This window comes from Simiaoa sp., from assembly GCF_051972595.1.
In the GTDB taxonomy this organism is placed as follows: Bacteria; Bacillota; Clostridia; order Lachnospirales; family Lachnospiraceae; genus Acetatifactor; species Acetatifactor hominis.
Window position 1 is genome coordinate 20993 of record NZ_JBOKRY010000011.1, and the last position, 17482, is coordinate 38474.

The window sequence follows — 17482 nt, forward strand, 5'->3', positions numbered from 1 at the left end:
CCTCCCTTTTTAATCGGCGTGATTTAATCCGCCAAAATAATCATCATAGTTGATACCGGCTTCCAGATGGAACCACCCCTGCGTATTGTCTTCCGTCTGCAGGCAGATCCAGTTCTGCGTTGCATCCAGCTTCGTCATGCGTACCTTGCTTCCTGCCGGCAGTATGAAGGTCCCACCATTCGGTGTACGGTACAGAGTCATATCCTGCAGAAGTTCCACCTCTGCATAGCCACTCAACCAGTACTCCTCCTGCGGCACTTCCTGAAGATGTCCGTTTTTCGTCATATAATAGATTCTCTCGATAGAATCTATCGTCATTACATTATAGGGTTCGTGGACCTGCATCTGCCCGTGCGAGATTTGAATGCGTCGAATATCCTGTTTTATTTGTCCAGTCTCCACCAGTTTCCCATTTTCATAATGATAGAGCCTGGTCAATGGATCCGCACTGGGACCATCTTCATACAATGCGATCAGAATCTGTTCCCCATCCGGGCTGAATGCGAAGATAGAATTGCTCATATTCTCCGTATAAATCTCCGTCGTCTGACCGTTTACTTCCAGTACTGCATCTCTCAGGTCATAGCAATTCATTTCACTTAATCCCATATTCACATATTTCGTATATTCCTCCAGAGAATATCCCGTTACCTGCTCCGCAGGATGTATCGAGATTTTCTCCGATATCCCGTCGCCATCCAGGTCCAGCAGGGCAAAGGTCTCATCCTCCGTTCGATTCGACACATCAAATACTACTCCCGGATAAGCCAGAGTATCGGCTCCCCGTGCGGCTGCATAGCTTCCATACAAGCTGCCAACCCCTGTCAACGGCAGTCGGATTGTGATCGCCGGATTGCTGCTATTTTCTATATAGTAGTAGCCTTCACCTACCCACAATCCATTCCCAATCTGCAAATTCTCCGGAAGTGCCCTGTCGGTTATAGTACCTGTGTCCAAGTCGTATTCCCGTAACACCGTAGGCATCCAGGCATCCGATCCAAAATGCGACTCATCGGGATCTGTCAGGTAATAGACCTTAATATCGCTATTATCCGTCAGTCCCCGGTCCGCCCGATACCCATTATAGACTCCTGATTCTGAAGTCCGGTATGCTATCGGCACACAAGTCACATCCGCGGGAACCTTCGCCGGAATCCGCTCTGCATGAATACAGCCAAATGAATTATCTTGCTCATCCATCAGATAGATTCCATAGGAAGACACCTGAATATGCTGTCTTTCTCCGATGTTGTCTTCTCCGATATAACTGCCTTCCGGGAATGGATACTGCCCGGCGTCGCTAAGTTCATATTCCGCATACACATTCCGTGTACAGATATCTCCCTCTAACGGTCCGTAGGTTTTGTCCGGATCACCACTGCTGCTCAGATCCCCGAAGGATAAAAACCATAACCGCTGTGTCTCCTCTGCCATTACCATGGGAATATCTATGAAAGAAGCGTCTGCCGCAAACGTATACCGTACATTGACCACAGAACCTTCTCCCGGAGTATTACTGAAATTAAACTGCTGTTTTGCCTTATAAAGTGTCTCCGTCACACTCCCGCTTCCTTCCCCCAGATGCAGAAGCGCTACCGCAGAGGTCACCGGATCAGTGTATTTCTTGTATTCCTGTGAAGTATTTCCATCTAATAAAGCCTTGAATATCCCATACACATAATCTCCGTTATTCTCTGCCCACACCAAATCATATGCTGTGTTATCCCATTGAAAAGTCCTCTGTGTTTCTATGGTTTTCAGAGAAAAAATGTTGCCGAATTCTTCTCTGTTGTGAATCGTTATGCTGGAAAACTCTTCCGGGGTCACCACGCTGCCCACACCGTTTTCCTCCGGTTCTGTCTCTGCACCGGAGTCTGCCATCTCTGTCGTGGTGTCGGGATCTGAGCCATCTGTCATATCTGCCTTGCCCCCCGGATTGCTGCCGAGGCTTACGATCAGTACCACGATCACCACCACCGCACCAACCAGCATCCAGAACGGCGGCTTGCGGTAGTCCAGCACGTGCCGGATACGATTCTTCACATGATCTTCTCCAAAAGAAAGCAGTGCGCAGATGGAGCCGCCCCGATAGCGTTTCCATTCGCCGCCGGAAGCCTCTTCCAACAATGTATAGGAATAAATTTTCTTGCTCTCTTCACCAAGAAGCTTCACAACTTTTTCATCACAGGACATCTCGCAGTCCATATTCATCAGATAAAATGCCAGCCACACCAGCGGATTGAACCAGTGGACGCAGCAGATCACCAACGCCGCAGGCTTAAACAGATAGTCCCTGCGCTGTAAGTGCACCCGTTCATGACACAGAACAACTTTTCTGCTCTCAGGATCTAAGCCCGAAGAGAGATAGATCACCGGATGGACCAGCCCCATGACAAAGGACAGATGCCCACCATCGATCTCGCAGATCCCCGGTTCCACCTGTCTGACACCGCTGTCAGGTCTACGAATCCGTTTACGCATACGCAGATAAGAATAAGCATGATATCCTAGGAAGCCAAGCATTCCTGCCAACCATACCATGGATAATACACGGAACCACACCGGGTATGTCCATGCGCGGGCGTCAGTACCCGTTCCGGCAGATGTTTCCGAAATCACTGCATCTGTTCCACTGGCTGCTACCTCTGCAACCGTAGCTCCACTTTCTGTTCTCGCAGTTCCCAGGGAAAAATCCTGCGTGCCGTCAGCATTCATGACAGTATTGTCATTTCCCACAGCCATCGTTTTTTCTGCCGTCTGGCTGTCCGGTACTTCCTCTGCATCGTACTCCCGCCGCAGGACATCTCCGATGTCCTTCGTATCGTTGGCCTCTGCATAACCATGACTGCCCGGACCGACTGTCTGCTGCCCGGACGTCATCTCTGTCCCCACAGACAGCAATTTCTCCGGAATCAGGCTAATTCCTGTCTCCGGTAGTATCGGGCAGCACAACCGCACAAACACGATTCCCCATAACAGATAGGAACACCATTTTGGTGCTTTTTGCAACAAAAGTCTGGCGAGGATCACCAGCAGCACACAGTATCCTCCCACCAGACTTAAGTTCCAAACACCGTCAAATATTCTGTAGATATTCTCACCCATAAGCCCCTCCTGTCCTACCCCCCGCAAGGCATAGTCGATGTTTCATAGACTCTTTGTAATTATAGTCTACATTCTACCGACCCATCTGTCAAGTAAGAAATCTGATTCTGTTGTCCCTCTTCTTCCGGATTCCAGTCACTTACTGTCAGCTCCGGCTCTTCTTCCGAGCGCAATACCTCCGCATGCATTTCAAAATCCAGCACGCAGTCTCTATGGATTTCCTCTGTCTCCCCGGTAGTCATGGAAGTGCCGGTCCCCCGGAACAAGATCACTGTCTTTCCATCTCCTATGGTCACATCCGAAGTGACATATAACGGTTTCCGATACTGTTCACTGATCCACACAAAAACCTCATTGGTTGCTTCCCAATACTGCCGCAGTTCCTCACCATACTGCTTCGCATACCCCTGTCCGATGTGGGATCTGCTGCGAATGGAACAGATGGGATAGGACCGGTAGAGATCTTCACTACGATCATGGCTGAATCTGATCTGTATCTCCGGATGCTCATACAGCCATAACTCACGTCCGCCCAGAATCCCTGCCGCCAGCATCACCACTGCCAACACGATCAAAATAACATGCCTTTTCTTTTTACCGTTCATTTCCGCCCCTCTCTTTCCCATGCTTACTTCTGCACCGCTTCCATCAGACGCTCCTGCCAGTCATAGAAAGCCTGGCCGTCCACCAGGCAGCGTTCGTCCTCATCTATCCATAATCCCTGTTCTTCCGACGCGTAGCGAAAGATCCTTGTCTCACCGTCTGCATAGACAAACTGAAAATATCCCACACCTTCCACCATCTCTTCCGGCGGGATCGGATCTGACGTCACTCTTCCGGAAAGTTGTATAAATTCCTGCCACAGCTGCTCTACGGTATCGACATCTTCCACATAATCGTAATCCTCCGCACAGAAGCTGCAGCCAATCTTCTGAGGACATTCCTCCGGCAAAAAAGCCGCGCAGAATGCTGTCTTTGCTTCATTCTCCAGCATTCCCGGATACCATATATCCGCTATGGCATAGGCTTCTTCCGGTGTTGCCGCCGGATATAAAACATAGCTGGCGGGATCCTCTACGGAGATCATCCCTTTTCCCACGTTCTGCACCGCTTCATAAATCGCAACGGTAGTCTGGGCATCCGGGGTTCCGATCCAGCCAGCCCCTCTTCCCTCCTTCAGAAATCCTCTGCTTGCTCCATAGGTAAAGAAATAATTCTGCGGTTCCTCTCCCTCTCCGGCAAAAGATATCTGCCCATGGAAAGTGCTGCCGTGGATCCAGGGCAGTACCCGGTAATAATAGGTTCCGTTGACGCTCACTTGTACCTCTTCCTGCTTTCCGAAAGCGTTCTCCTTCGGCATCTGTATCCCCGGCACCGTGAAATCCACCGTTTTGCGGAATTCGATGAGATTCAGCAGAAGTACCACTACCACCAATACGATTGCACTGAGAAAAATGGTTGCTTTTACGTTAATCTTCTTCATAAGCCCCTCCTTTGTTTCCCTTCTATCTATATTGACGACTTTTATATTCCGTTTGTTACAAACAGCATAACAAAATTTCACCCCTGAATCTACTTTTTTCACCCAAGCGACCACTTTCTGTTATTTCTGGTCTTTTTATAACATAACCACTGTAAATGCACAATTGAGCAGATGGAAACTTAACAGTCTGGAACTATAAAACTGGCGGCATCGGCTTCCCGGTGTCGCCAGTTTATTGTCACTCTATTTTACGAGTGGCTCATAATAGAGCACTGTCTTCACAGGATCTTTTCCGCTGATCTCCACGCCGTCCGCCGTCGTTCCCTGGAAGCCGTCGGATACGCCGATATAGAGAATGCGACCGTCCGGTACGAGGACCTCGCTGTTTTGCAGAATCGAATACGCCAGTCGGTATATGGGAAGCGTGTCACTCTTCGCATGTAGCACAAACTCTTCTTTTGTCATGACTGCCAAGGTACCACCTCCTTCTTATCGCCGGCTTCATTATATATGAGTCGCGAGTGGGTGAAAAGGTTCCCTTAAAAATAAGGCACTGGACGGATCCAGTGCCTTTTGATGTCAAATTCGTAAAAAAACTATTCTGCCCGCAGTCCGTGCAGCATCACGGTATTCTGCCATCCGCCCGCTCCACAGGTTCCGGTATGCAGAACTCCGACACTGCCGCCCGCAGCAGCTGTTCTCGTGTCCACGGTGATTTCCGACGGATATTCCACAGACGCCGGAAGCTCCTTTTCCGTCCACAGATGCGCCCGCAGCCGTCCGTCACGAATTTCTGCCTCGATATGACACCCTGTCACGAACCCTGCCGTGTAGCAGCGTTCTCCGATTGGTGCCGCAATCCCATCCTCATAATACACTGGGAATACCGCTACGGCATTGGAGGCTTCCGGAGAGCGCAGGATCCGGAGTGCTGGTCCGGTCATCGTCCGCGCATCGAATCCGACGCACACATCCATATATTGTCCGGCACTGCCGAAGCCCTGTCCGGATGTCTTTGCCGGATCCAGATACACTTCCGCCCGCATTTCGCGCGCTTCCTCTGCAAAGGTGTAAAACAGTTTCACGCCTTGTATGGTGGGCATCAGTCCTGCACCCACACAGCCGTTTCCGGCAGTCCGGTAGCTCCAGGGGGTCTCGGGCAGCGTCTGCTCCCATTTTCTCCACTCGGCAAGTGCCTCCCAGGGCGTATAGAAATCCCTCGTCCACCACCCGGGGCGAATCACCGGCTGAAGTTCCGTAGGGAAATCCTTAAAATCGGTCTGTACCCGTCTGGCTTCCTCGATCTTTTCCGGTTCCAGTTTACTGCAGGCACACAGTTCTATCGTCTCTCCATAGGTGCTGCAGTTCGTCCGAGGGGTGACCCGCACGTACACCGCCGCTCCACTTGCTTCATTTCCCGGATGATACGCACGGTTCTCCCCTCCGGTGCGGCTGACGGATACGGTCCTGCGTTCGCCGTCCTGCTCCAGTTCCCAGCAGATCAGGGAAGCATCCTGTGCTCCTTCCAGCTCCAGTTCATAGTGCAGGATAAACATCCCCTTCTGCCATGTAACACAGGGATCCTGCTGCCATTTCGGTGCCGGGCGGGTCGTCGGAGGGACTATAATCTCTGCCATTGCCGCCAGTCCGGTCTCTGTATGTACGAGCAGTCGGTTCTTCCCGGTACGGGCACCGTTATTTTCTCCATACAACGTCAGTTCCTGCCCCTGCCTCTGCAGACGGATCCTGCTCCCATCTTCCGTGATTTCACAAGCCAGTTCCGGGTGCTCCTGCGTCTCGCCGCTGAAATATTTTACCTGGGCGGACAGGGTCTGGCTTCGATGTTCTTCGGTTAATTCTACGCTCCCCCGGCTCAACACCAGCTGTACCGGCAGATGCTCTGTCTCTGCTTCCGGCAGGTACTCCCGCTGTCCTAGCGGATCCCAGTCGTCCGTTCCCCGTAACAGATTCCGGACGTTGTATTGCGCCCCACTTTTCGCCTCTACCAGAAAAGCCCGCAGCCCCTTTTTTCCGGTGAGATCCACGGTATGTTCCGCAGGTCCTATAGGCGTATCGTTTCCATATGCATAGCACATGGTCTCCGGCTGGGGATAGCGCGTCCACTGCACCTGCAATGCCCGGGAGGTTCCCATACTTTCCTTACGCAGATCCTCGAACCGACAGCCGATCACGTACACACACCCCTGCCCTTTCATAAAATACTGGTCTGCGCCGCTTCTGTCCCTGTGTCCGCAGATCCGGAACAGACAGTCCAGAAACGCACTTCCCGTAGCATCCGTTGCAAAGATCGGGCATCCCCCATAGAAATCAAAATCACAATGCAGATATACCGCATTGCCGTTCAGAGCATCATCGGTGGATTCAAAATGGCAGTTCTCGTACAGGCTCCGTTTCGCACCGCAGATGGGATAGAGATTCAGTCTGCTGACGAAGCGACAGTTTTTCGCATGGAACCGGTCTCCCACCACATCACCCAGCTGTGCCTGTGTGACTGCCTTGCAGCGCTTCGGTCTGTTTTTCGACGGATCTAACGGATACTCCAGATCCACGTTGCAATAGTTCCCGATGGTCAGATTCTCCAGGTACAATCCGTCCCCCTCAAAGTGCAGCATGGTATAATTGCCGATACAGCCGTGGGACTGCCCCTTGTTCGCCGCGATCACCACATTCTCCGGGTGCTCCGACAGACCGATCAACGACAGATAGCTGCATTTTATTTTCTGCTGATAGGGCAGGAACTCTCCCTCTGTCCCCCGGAAGGTTTCCCCATCCTCCGGATCATGCAGCCAGTAAACATCCGGCGCCAGATATACCGTCATCGGGGCTTCCGGCGTTCCGTCCTGCAGTGCCCCGGAGGCAAATAGCTCCTGTAATGAGCGGAAGCACCATGCCGTTCCCGGGGCGGCACTGCTGTCCAACAGCAGATGACGCGCATCCAGTTTTTCCATCATCGCACTTTTATCTGTCATAATTTATCCTCCTCTGTTAAAATATCTCAGTGTCTCATTATACGGGCAATGCAGGTCAGAAGTAAAGTGACAGTTTCCTTCCGGGAAGTGACAAAAGGTTCCAAAAAAACAAGGCACCGGACGAATCCAGTGCCTTTTGATTTAAAATCTGCTTTAAAAATAAAAGTTAATTTCTGTTCTTCCTTTTTTAATTCGGAAACAGACATCTTTTTATATTTCTTCGGGATTATCAATACATCATTTTCATACGCAGTCATCCTCTGTTACCTCCCATAATGATCTTTGTTTTTCTCTTGTTAACTCGCTTTTTCTCACATTTTCATTTCTTCATAGAGATATTTTCTAAGTCTATGTCATTCCCCTTGGCCATGAATCATGGATATACAGATGTTTAGGGTACACAAAACAAGACGTCGTCTTATTCTGTTATGATCGGCCTTTCTTCCCCCAACTCCTTACGGCAGCCTAACCTCCCATGTCATACAGGATCTCCTTTTCTTCAGGGCCCTTAATTCCTTCGTTCTGCTTATCCATAAAGGGGCGTCATGATACTCCATTACTGAGTCTCTGCTCTGATGGTAAGAAATCTGACTTGGCTCTCTATGTTTATGAATTTCTTCTGTTCCTTTCAGCGCCTTGCGGCGGACGTCTCCTGAATCTCACAGTCGATCTTCTTATGCTGCCTGCGGCTGCCTGTGAATATCTGTTTTTAATCTGAGTCATCTCCCTGATGAGTCTCTTTCGATTGGTCACCATAATTCTTAAATCAGCATACACACCATCCGGTGTATACGGTGCAGAATACCGGCCCTCGGTAACCAGCTTTGCGATCACCTTCGGATCCTTCCTGTCATTCTTGCTTTGGCTGTTGTCATCCAGTTCCTTGGTCTGCTTTACCGCATAAGGGTTAACCATAACCAGGAGGATGCCCTCATCCTCAAGATAAGCACCAAGGTCAAACCAGTAATGACCTGTCGGCTCGATACCTACGATTACATCTGACTTTCTGTACTTGTCCTGCAAATGCTGCATCCATGCTTTAAAGGCTTCAAAACCTTCTCTGCTGTTGCTGAACGTAAAGACTTTTCCGAGTTCAATGCCTCTCCAGCTTTCATGCATTCACCTCGCGCACACACTTTCTTTTATTTTACCACTTCTGTCAAGAAAAGAATAGCAGGCGAATATTTGCTTTTCAAATAATCGCCTGCCATCGAAAGGGGGTGGTTGTTAGCACATTATAATTTAAACTGGTTCACAATACTGTTTAACTCTTTTACATACTCAACCATATCATTGGATAATGCATCCGTCTTTCCAACCATCTCAAAGATTTCGGAAGACTGGTTCTCAATATCTCCAATTCCGTCTACCGAAGTATTAATAATACCGGAAATGCTGTTGATATTATTCTTAATTTCAACCATTTCTTCATTCAGTTTGTTAACGGAACTACTGATTTCACCCATGATATTTTCAATGTCTGCAGAACTGTTATAATAATTCACTCCTGCTTCCATAAATCCATGATAATCTGCCATTACCGTAGTGTCCATATAATCCATTGCCTTGTTCAGACACTCTACCATGCCTTTGGCAGCATCTTCAATTACTTCTACGACCTGTTTAATATCTCCGGTTGTCTGCTCGGTCTGGGTTGCGAGTTGTCTGATTTCTTCTGCAACAACTGCAAATCCTCTTCCTGCATCTCCCGCTCTTGCTGCTTCAATTGAAGCATTCAGTGACAAAAGATTTGTTTGGGAGGCAATCGCCGAAATCTGTTGTGCCAGCTTGCTGATTTCGCTGATTTTCTGTGCCTTCTCAACTGCAGACTCTGTTTCTCTGCTCAGCTCTTCATACATGTACTTTGTCTTCTCGTTCGCTGCCTTGGAAGATTCCTGCATTTCTCCGGATTGCAGATGAACGGAAGTCGCTTTTTCTTTTCCGCTTTGCAGCCGCACATTCACTTCTGCCAAATCTGCAGTAATTTCCGTGATGTTATTCTCAATCATCGCTACCGAAGGCAATACATTCTGCTTCATCTCATTCGACAACTGGTCCGTGGTACTAAGATTTCGATTCGAATTCTTCTCCAAAACCCCAACCATGTTCTCCAATGCATCCGAGCCGTCATGTATCTTGTTGGAAACCTGCGAAATTCGCTTAACAACACTTTGAATGTTATCTTTGAAATTTGTTATGGCACGGGCCATCGCACCGGTTTCATCGTTATTGCTTTCATACTTGCCTGTAACGGTGTTGGAAGAAAAGTTCAATTCGCCGCTTTCCTTTAATACATCGGTCATCACCCGAACCGGTCTTGCAATTGTCTTTGCAAGGAGCCAGGAAACAATCAGCATGGCAACAATACATATTGCAGCACCAAGTATTCCAATAATTACAATGGGGCGAACCACGCTTAATGCCTCCGATTTATCTGCCATAATCAGCAGCATCGGGTTGGACCCATCGCATACATAATACGCAACGAGCATGGTTCTTCCACCAACCACAGTTTCCGTCACAGACGCTTCCGGAATATCCGACTTTGCAATTCTGCTCATCAATTCCGGGACAACCGTTTCCTCCGGAAACTGGTCCAGATAATTCGTAGAGTTATAACTTGTGTCCGGGTAATAGCAAATCAACCCCGAACTGTTTACAAACACCGGATAACAGCTTTCTACACTTTCAATCTGTACGTTTTCAAAAAGTGCGTCCAGTTCCTCCTGCAACAGCATGGAATAACCATTTTTTTCCAGACGATACTCCACCAGAGAACCATACGCTTTCACAAGGTTCTTCATATTATCGCAGATACTGTCCCGATACAGAGAAGTTACCTTTGGTAGAATACTCAATTCGCTTACAACGACTGTAATCATGGAACTGATAAATACCAGCAGCATAATCTTCTGCGCAATGGAAATCTTAATTTTACCAACATCTAATTTTTTTGCTCCGGTTTCCATTTTTCCGTCTCCATTCATCCCTAAAGTATTCTGTAATCAGCGTCTCTATCCGGTTTTTCATGTAGATAATTATTTTCCTGTCTTACGTGTACGAACATCAAATGCAACTGCAATGATGAAAATAATACCCTTTACAACGTACTGATAGGAAATATCTACGCCCATCAGGTTCATACCATTTGTCAGGGACACAATAACAAGTGCACCAATAATCGTATTTGTAACACGTCCGATACCACCACTTACAGCAACACCGCCAATGTAAGAAGATGCAATGGCATCCATTTCAAATGCATTACCTGCAGTAGGTGTTGCAGACTGCAATCTGGATGTATAAAGAATACCTGCCAGAGCTGCCAGAACACTCATGGAGCAGAATGCGAACATCGTTACCTGACGAACGTTTACACCGGAAAGTTCCGCTGCCTGGTCATTACCACCAATACCATAAATGTAACGACCAAGTCTTGTCTTGTTCAACATATAATTATACGCTAAAAGAATCACTCCGACAATAACTGCGGTCCATGGAATTCCCTGATATTTTGCAAGTACATAAATAATTACCATAATAATTGCAGAAACGAATACCAGTGTACCAATAAAGATTGGCATGGAAACTACTTCAAAGTTGTATTTCTGCTTATTCTTTCTTGCCTTAATCTGGGACATAATTACCAGTACAACTGCCACAATACCAATCAGCAGGGTAAGGAAATGAATTTTATTTCCAAACAATACAATATGTAATGGTAAATCCGGAATAAAGCCATTGGACAATGCGTTAAATCCTGCATTTGGTACAATGATGGTACCGGTTTTCTGCAAGGATAAGTTCAGCAATCCACGGAAAATGAACATACCAGCCAATGTTGTTACGAATGCGGGTACACCAACTCTTGTTACGAGAACACCCTGGTATACACCAATGGCAAGACCAATTACCAATACAATCGGTATTGCAACCCATTCACTCATGCCCTTCTGGGTCATCAGAATTGCTGCGATTGCGCCACTAAAACCTGCCACATAACCTACAGACAAATCAATATGCTTAATAATCAAAATCAAGGTCATACCAATTGCCAGAACAGCTACATATCCTGCCTGATTAAATAAGTTTGAAATATTTCTTGCTGTGACAAATCCACCATTGGTCTTTACTGCAAAGAATGCAATAATTGCAACCAACACGATGTACATCATGTAATCTCTGATATTCTTTTTTACTAAACTGCCAAGTTCCTTTCCAATAGAAACTTTTGCTTGACTATTTTCTCCCATCTTGCACCTCCTATGATTGAATAGCCATTGCCATGACTTTTTCTTCTGTTGCTTCTTCTGCTGAAAGTTCACCCGTAATGGTTCCTTCGGACATAACGTATAAACGGTCACTCATTCCTAATACTTCTGATAATTCGGAAGAAATCATGATTATACTCATTCCTTCTTCTACCAGCTTATTCATCAAGGAATAAATTTCGTATTTTGCACCTACGTCAATACCTCTTGTAGGTTCATCCAGTATCAGAATATTTGGTTTTGCAAACAACCATTTTGCAATCTGTACCTTCTGCTGGTTACCACCACTTAAGTTTCCTACCTTCTGTAATATGGAAGGTGCTTTGATATTGATGGATTCACGATATGAATTTGCCATGATAATTTCTTCATTTTCATTAATTGCCAAACCATTCTGTAATGCTTCCAGGTTTGTAATGGAGTTGTTATATTTAATATCCTGAATCAATACAAGACCATTTCCTTTTCGGTCTTCGGTTACATATGCAAGTCCGGACTGAATCGCTGCCTTCGGACTATGGAAATGTTTCTTCTCGCCATTGATGTATAATTCTCCGGATGTAATCTTATATCCTGGTGTATTACCGAAAATACTAAGGGCAAGCTCGGTTCTTCCGGCTCCCATAAGACCCTGGAGTCCTACGATTTCACCTTCATGTACTTTCATATTTATATGGTGCAGTATTTCTCTTCCCTTTACCGGGTCATCTACTGTCCAATCCTTTATTTCAAAGCATACATCTCCGATATTTACTTTTTCCCGCTTCGGATAAATGTTATCAATTTCTCTACCAACCATGTTTTTAATAATCATTGCTTCTGTAATATGTTCAGAAGCTGCATCCATGGAGCAGATTGTTGCACCATCTCGTAAAACTGTGATGGTATCTGCAATTGCCAAAATTTCTTTCAGCTTATGGGAAATCATGATACAGGTAACCCCCTGCTCCTTCAATTCCTTAATCAGCTTTAATAGGTTCTGGCTGTCATCTTCATTCAATGAAGCTGTCGGCTCATCCAAAATCAACAGCTTAACATTTTTGCTTAATGCTTTTGCAATTTCAACTAACTGCTGGTTACCAACACCAAGTTCTTTTACTTTCATGGAAGGGTCAATGTGCAACCGTACTTTTTCCAAAACTTCTTTGGATTTTACAATTGTTTCATTCCAGTCAATGGATTTTCCCTTCATAATTTCATGTCCGAAATAAATGTTTTCATATACACTTAATTCCGGAATCAATGCCAATTCCTGATAAATAATTGCAATTCCTTTTTCTTCACTGTCTGCAATAGACTTGAATTTCTGTACTTCGCCATTATATACGATATCACCCGTATAAGTCCCGAAGCTGTGCACTCCGGAGAGTACCTTCATCAACGTGGACTTTCCGGCTCCATTTTCTCCAACCAGGCAATGGATTTCACCACGTTTTACTTTAAAGTTTACATCACTTAACGCCTTAACTCCCGGGAAGGTTTTCGTGATGTCCTTCATTTCCAATATATAATCTTCCACCGCTGGACCTCCTTTAAAACAGAGCCGGCCTTATACCTCTCTAAGGTGAATAAAGCCGGCCCGTCTATCTCATTATCTCACATTAAGATTCTATGTTGTTGTTAATTATTCTAATCCTGTGAAGTCACCAGCTTCATAGTATCCAGAATCAATTAATGCTGACTTAACATTGTCTTTTGTTACAACTACTACGTCTGTCTGCTTAGCAGGAACATCCTTAGCTTCGTTGTTGTAAGTAGTATCTGTTGCAGGTGTTTCGCCGTTTAATACGGAAACTGCCATTGCTACAGAGTCAGCTGCCAATGTACGAGTATCTTTGAATACTGTCATGGACTGCTTGCCATCGATGATGTACTGGATAGAAGCCTTTTCAGCATCCTGACCAGAAATAACATAGCTTGTTACGTCCTTATCGGTAGAGAATACATCTGCGATTGCACGGGATGTACCATCGTTAGGAGCAAGTACACAAACATCGCCCTTAGCATCTGCGCCGTTTGCTGTTAAGTTAGCTTCTGCTTTAGACTTAGCAACGTTGAAATCCCAGTCTGTTGTAATCTGTCCAATGATTGTACTTAATTCTTCACGAGTAAGGTCTGCCTTATCCTGAAGTGCTACAGCTTCATCAGAGTTTACAATCTTGAATGTTCCGTCAGCAATCTTTGGCTGAAGAACGCTCCAAGCGCCCTGGAAGAAGATGAATGCGTTGTTATCAGTAGCTGCACCAGCGTAAAGGTAAAGCGGAATACCACTTCCTGCAGGAGCATTGTCAATTAAGAACTGTCCCTGAGCTGCACCTACTGCAAAGCTATCAAACGTTACATAATAGTCAACTGCATCTGTACCGGTAATCAATCTGTCGTATGCGATAACGGTAACGCCTTCTGCCTTAGCTGTTTCTGCTGCTGCAGCAGCTGCTGCTCCATCCTGTGCACAAATGATTAATACGTCGATACCCTGAGAAATCAATGTTTCAACATTTGTTTTCTCTGTTGCTGAGGAACCCTGGCTGAATAATACCTGATTTGTGAAACCAGCATCGCTGAGAATCTTTTCGAACTGTGCCTGGTCCTGTAACCATCTTGGTTCATCCTTTGTAGGAAGAACGATACCAACCTGAACGCTTCCGTCTGCAGAAGCTGCATCTTCAGCAGGAGCTGCATCCTCAGCAGGAGCTGCATCCTCTGTTTTGGTTTCTGCCGGAGCAGATGTTGTAGAAGAACATCCTGTGAGTAATCCAACTACCATTGTTGCTGCAAGTAACATGCTGAGTAATTTTTTTCTCATTTTTAAATAACCTCCCTTTGTTTGTTAACTGCTTGTTACAGTAGTTACTTTAACACAGGGAGGCATGACTTTAGTTGTTATGATTCTTCACATTTTTATGTTTTTTATAATAATGCAGAGCATGTATTAGTATTTTTTTGTCTGCACTTTTTTTCAAATGCAATTTTGTCCTATTGTACTTTGGGACGTTCAATATATACATCTTCCCGCAAATGAAATCCGCTGTCGATGATGGTGGCGTCTATATTTCCTTTCGTTACTGCCAGCGGCTGCAGCTTTATGTAGGGCACATCTGTAGTTCCATCGTTCAATGTTTCTTCTGTTACTACCGTCTCCCCCTTTGCCATTGCCACCGCACATTCTGCAGCAGATTTTGCAAGCTTTTCAATCGGTTTATACACCGTCATATATTGTGTTCCCGCAACAATTCTCTGGCACGCCTCCAAATCTGCATCCTGTCCGACCACACAGATTTCTCCTGCCAGCCGGTTTTCGGAAAGTACCCGGACCACCTCTCTTGCCAGGTCATCATTTCCGCACATAATCCCCTGTACTTCCCTGATTTCTTCCAGATGTTCCGCAACATACTGTCCTGCCAAATCCGCCTTCCAGTTGTCAATGTATGTCATATCTGCAACAACAATACCTTTTTCCGAAATAGCCTCCCGGAATCCCCGTTCTACATAGGAAACGTTATTATCCTCTGACGGACCGCAAATCATAATAATTTTGTCTCCCTTTTTCAGCACCTTTGCCATTTCCGTCCCCATGAGCTTTCCAACCATCTCATTATCAAACGATATATACAGGTCCGGGGCAGCCTCCAGTGCAAGGCGGTCGTAGGAAATCACCTTAATTCCTGCGTTTTTTGCTTTTTTAATCACTTCGGTAAGAGAATAGGAGTCAATCGGAACCACCACAAGCACATCAACCTTTTTGTCAATAAAATATTCAATCTGCTTTATCTGTTCCTGCGCATCTCCGTTTCCATTCTGCACATTCACTTCTGCCCCAAGCTCCTGCGCCGTAGAAACAAAGACATCACGGTCACGCTGCCAGCGCTCTACCACAAAATTGTCAAAGCAGCAGGCAATCTGTATTTTATCTTCCTCCCGTGGCTCTTCCACTGTTATTTTGCTTTCTTTCCTGCCGCAGCCTGCAAGCAAAAATGAAATTATCAGTATTCCCATATATAAGAAATTTCGATATCTCATGCGTTTTCTTCCCTTTTCTCTTTAAACTCCGTAGGTGTAAATCCTACATTCTTCTTAAAGGTTCTGCTAAAATAATTCGGATCTGCATACCCAATCTCATTACAGATTTCCTTCATGCTTTTATCCGTCTTGGAGAGCAGCTCTTTTGCCTTCTCCATCCGGATGCCTGTAACATATTCAATAAAACTTTGTCCCATCTCTTCTTTAAACAGCTTGCTGAAATAGTAAGGACTGATATTTATCTGTCTGCTCGTCTCATCCAGAGATACTTCATTCTGGTAATTGTGGTCAATATAATCCTTTGCAATTGCAATCAGATTCGTGGCCTGTTCTTCCTTTTTGTTTACAATATTACGACAGACATCCTGTATCTTCGTAATGAACCAGGTCCTGATTTCTTCATAGTTGCTCATATCGTTGATGCTTTTCAGGTAATCATGTCTGGAGCTGAAACGGTAGACCATCCCCCCGCTTTCGTATCCGATTTTCTCTGCCCAAAGCACAAATTCCAGTACCTTCAGCTTAATATCCATCACATTTTCTGCATTGCTTTCCAGCATCCAGTTAAAAAAGCTGGTGGCTTGTGCAGTTGCTCCCTCCAGATTTCCCTCTTCTACAAAGGAAAACAGTTTTTTCTCTGTCTGAACCGGATAATTCTCCTCATAATCGCATCCAATCGGAAGGTCTTTCACATGTGCCACACTTCCACTGGATATCCGGAAAGAATTAATCGCCTCCGAATAGGAAACACCTGCCTTTTCAAGAAGCATCACCGAACCAATCCCGACCCGGAATTTTGCATCAATTCTACCCGAAAGCTTGCGTACCATCTTTCTTGCGTTTTCGATTACTTCAATACGGCTGTCATACTCCTCGGAGCTTTCCTCTATTCCTACCGGAACATAAACAATAATCATGTTTGCCATCATCGGTCCCACAATTCCGGTAAAAAACTCCTTGATAATCTCCCGGATTTCCTGATAGCTCGACTGAACACGCACACTTGTACCAACCGTATTGGTAAGATGACCATTTTCCTGGTCATCGCCACACTTGATAACCATCATGTATCCCTGTTCCTCTTCTACCCCAAGGAGCTGCTTATACCGCTCCGTATCCTCGGCGTAATTGTCCTGAAACAACACCGAATATATCAAACCGCTCTCAATAATCGGAATGACCGTCTCCAGTTTTTCCCGAATCAAAAGGTCATTGCTCCGTTTTTCCCTGGAAACATCCACCTCTTTCATTGCCTTGCGGAGAATATCAATGATTACATTTTTTTCGATAGGCTTGTTAATATAGTCCAGAGCCCCCATTCCCAATGCCTGTTTGGCATAATCAAAGCGGTCATATGCACTCAGAATAATAAATACCGTATTATGGCAGGTCTGTTTGATTTCTTTCATCGCCTCAATGCCATTGATTCCTGGCATCTGAATGTCCATAAAAGCAATATCCGGACGAAAACGTTCCGCAAGCTCAATTACGCTTCTTCCTGTCTTTGCCGACTCAATCATGCAGCTATCGCCGAAATTCTTCTGAATGATGAAGCTTAATGCATCAATTACAATTCCCTCATCATCTGCAAGCATAATCTTGTACATCCGTTT

At 45.9% G+C, this 17482-nt stretch carries 13 protein-coding genes; all 13 read right to left on the reverse strand.

The window, feature by feature from the left end:
- Positions 1-9: 9 nt before the first annotated feature.
- The 13 genes from ACTRDR_RS06075 to ACTRDR_RS06135 all read right to left on the reverse strand — a co-directional run bounded on the left by ACTRDR_RS06075 (position 10) and on the right by ACTRDR_RS06135 (position 17476).
- Positions 10-3105 carry a M56 family metallopeptidase gene (locus ACTRDR_RS06075; protein ID WP_440526505.1) on the reverse strand — a complete coding sequence of 1032 codons (3096 nt, stop codon included), beginning with the start codon at positions 3103-3105 and terminating at the stop codon, positions 10-12.
- Between the two features lie 59 nt (positions 3106-3164).
- Positions 3165-3710: a hypothetical protein gene (locus ACTRDR_RS06080; protein ID WP_440526506.1), complete on the reverse strand. Its 546-nt coding sequence runs from the start codon at positions 3708-3710 to the stop codon at positions 3165-3167.
- 23 nt (positions 3711-3733) lie between these two features.
- Positions 3734-4588, reverse strand: coding sequence for a hypothetical protein (locus ACTRDR_RS06085; protein WP_440526507.1), 855 nt, complete (start codon positions 4586-4588; stop codon positions 3734-3736).
- A gap of 243 nt (positions 4589-4831) precedes the next feature.
- Positions 4832-5062, reverse strand: coding sequence for a hypothetical protein (locus ACTRDR_RS06090; protein WP_440526508.1), 231 nt, complete (start codon positions 5060-5062; stop codon positions 4832-4834).
- A 122-nt stretch (positions 5063-5184) separates the two neighbouring features.
- A complete protein-coding gene (locus ACTRDR_RS06095; RefSeq protein ID WP_440526509.1) occupies positions 5185-7578 on the reverse strand; it encodes a hypothetical protein in 2394 nt (797 codons plus the stop codon).
- A 26-nt stretch (positions 7579-7604) separates the two neighbouring features.
- The gene (locus tag ACTRDR_RS06100) at positions 7605-7835 is read right to left on the reverse strand and encodes a hypothetical protein (protein ID WP_440526510.1); all 231 of its coding nucleotides are present in this window, start codon (positions 7833-7835) and stop codon (positions 7605-7607) included.
- A gap of 349 nt (positions 7836-8184) precedes the next feature.
- Complete coding sequence (locus tag ACTRDR_RS06105) at positions 8185-8697, reverse strand: IS110 family transposase (RefSeq protein WP_440526511.1); 513 nt, start codon at positions 8695-8697, stop codon at positions 8185-8187.
- A 116-nt stretch (positions 8698-8813) separates the two neighbouring features.
- Positions 8814-10547 (reverse strand): methyl-accepting chemotaxis protein, encoded by a 1734-nt coding sequence (locus ACTRDR_RS06110; RefSeq protein ID WP_440526512.1) that lies wholly within the window; start codon positions 10545-10547, stop codon positions 8814-8816.
- Between the two features lie 69 nt (positions 10548-10616).
- Positions 10617-11831: a sugar ABC transporter permease gene (locus tag ACTRDR_RS06115; RefSeq protein ID WP_440526513.1), complete on the reverse strand. Its 1215-nt coding sequence runs from the start codon at positions 11829-11831 to the stop codon at positions 10617-10619.
- Between the two features lie 10 nt (positions 11832-11841).
- Complete coding sequence (locus ACTRDR_RS06120) at positions 11842-13368, reverse strand: ATP-binding cassette domain-containing protein (protein WP_440526514.1); 1527 nt, start codon at positions 13366-13368, stop codon at positions 11842-11844.
- A 105-nt stretch (positions 13369-13473) separates the two neighbouring features.
- Positions 13474-14655 carry a sugar ABC transporter substrate-binding protein gene (locus ACTRDR_RS06125; RefSeq protein WP_440526515.1) on the reverse strand — a complete coding sequence of 394 codons (1182 nt, stop codon included), beginning with the start codon at positions 14653-14655 and terminating at the stop codon, positions 13474-13476.
- A gap of 170 nt (positions 14656-14825) precedes the next feature.
- Positions 14826-15869 (reverse strand): sugar ABC transporter substrate-binding protein, encoded by a 1044-nt coding sequence (locus ACTRDR_RS06130; RefSeq protein ID WP_440526516.1) that lies wholly within the window; start codon positions 15867-15869, stop codon positions 14826-14828.
- Positions 15866-17476 (reverse strand): response regulator transcription factor, encoded by a 1611-nt coding sequence (locus tag ACTRDR_RS06135; RefSeq protein WP_440526517.1) that lies wholly within the window; start codon positions 17474-17476, stop codon positions 15866-15868. Before ACTRDR_RS06135 ends, ACTRDR_RS06130 begins: the two co-directional genes overlap by 4 nt.
- Positions 17477-17482 lie beyond the last annotated feature (6 nt).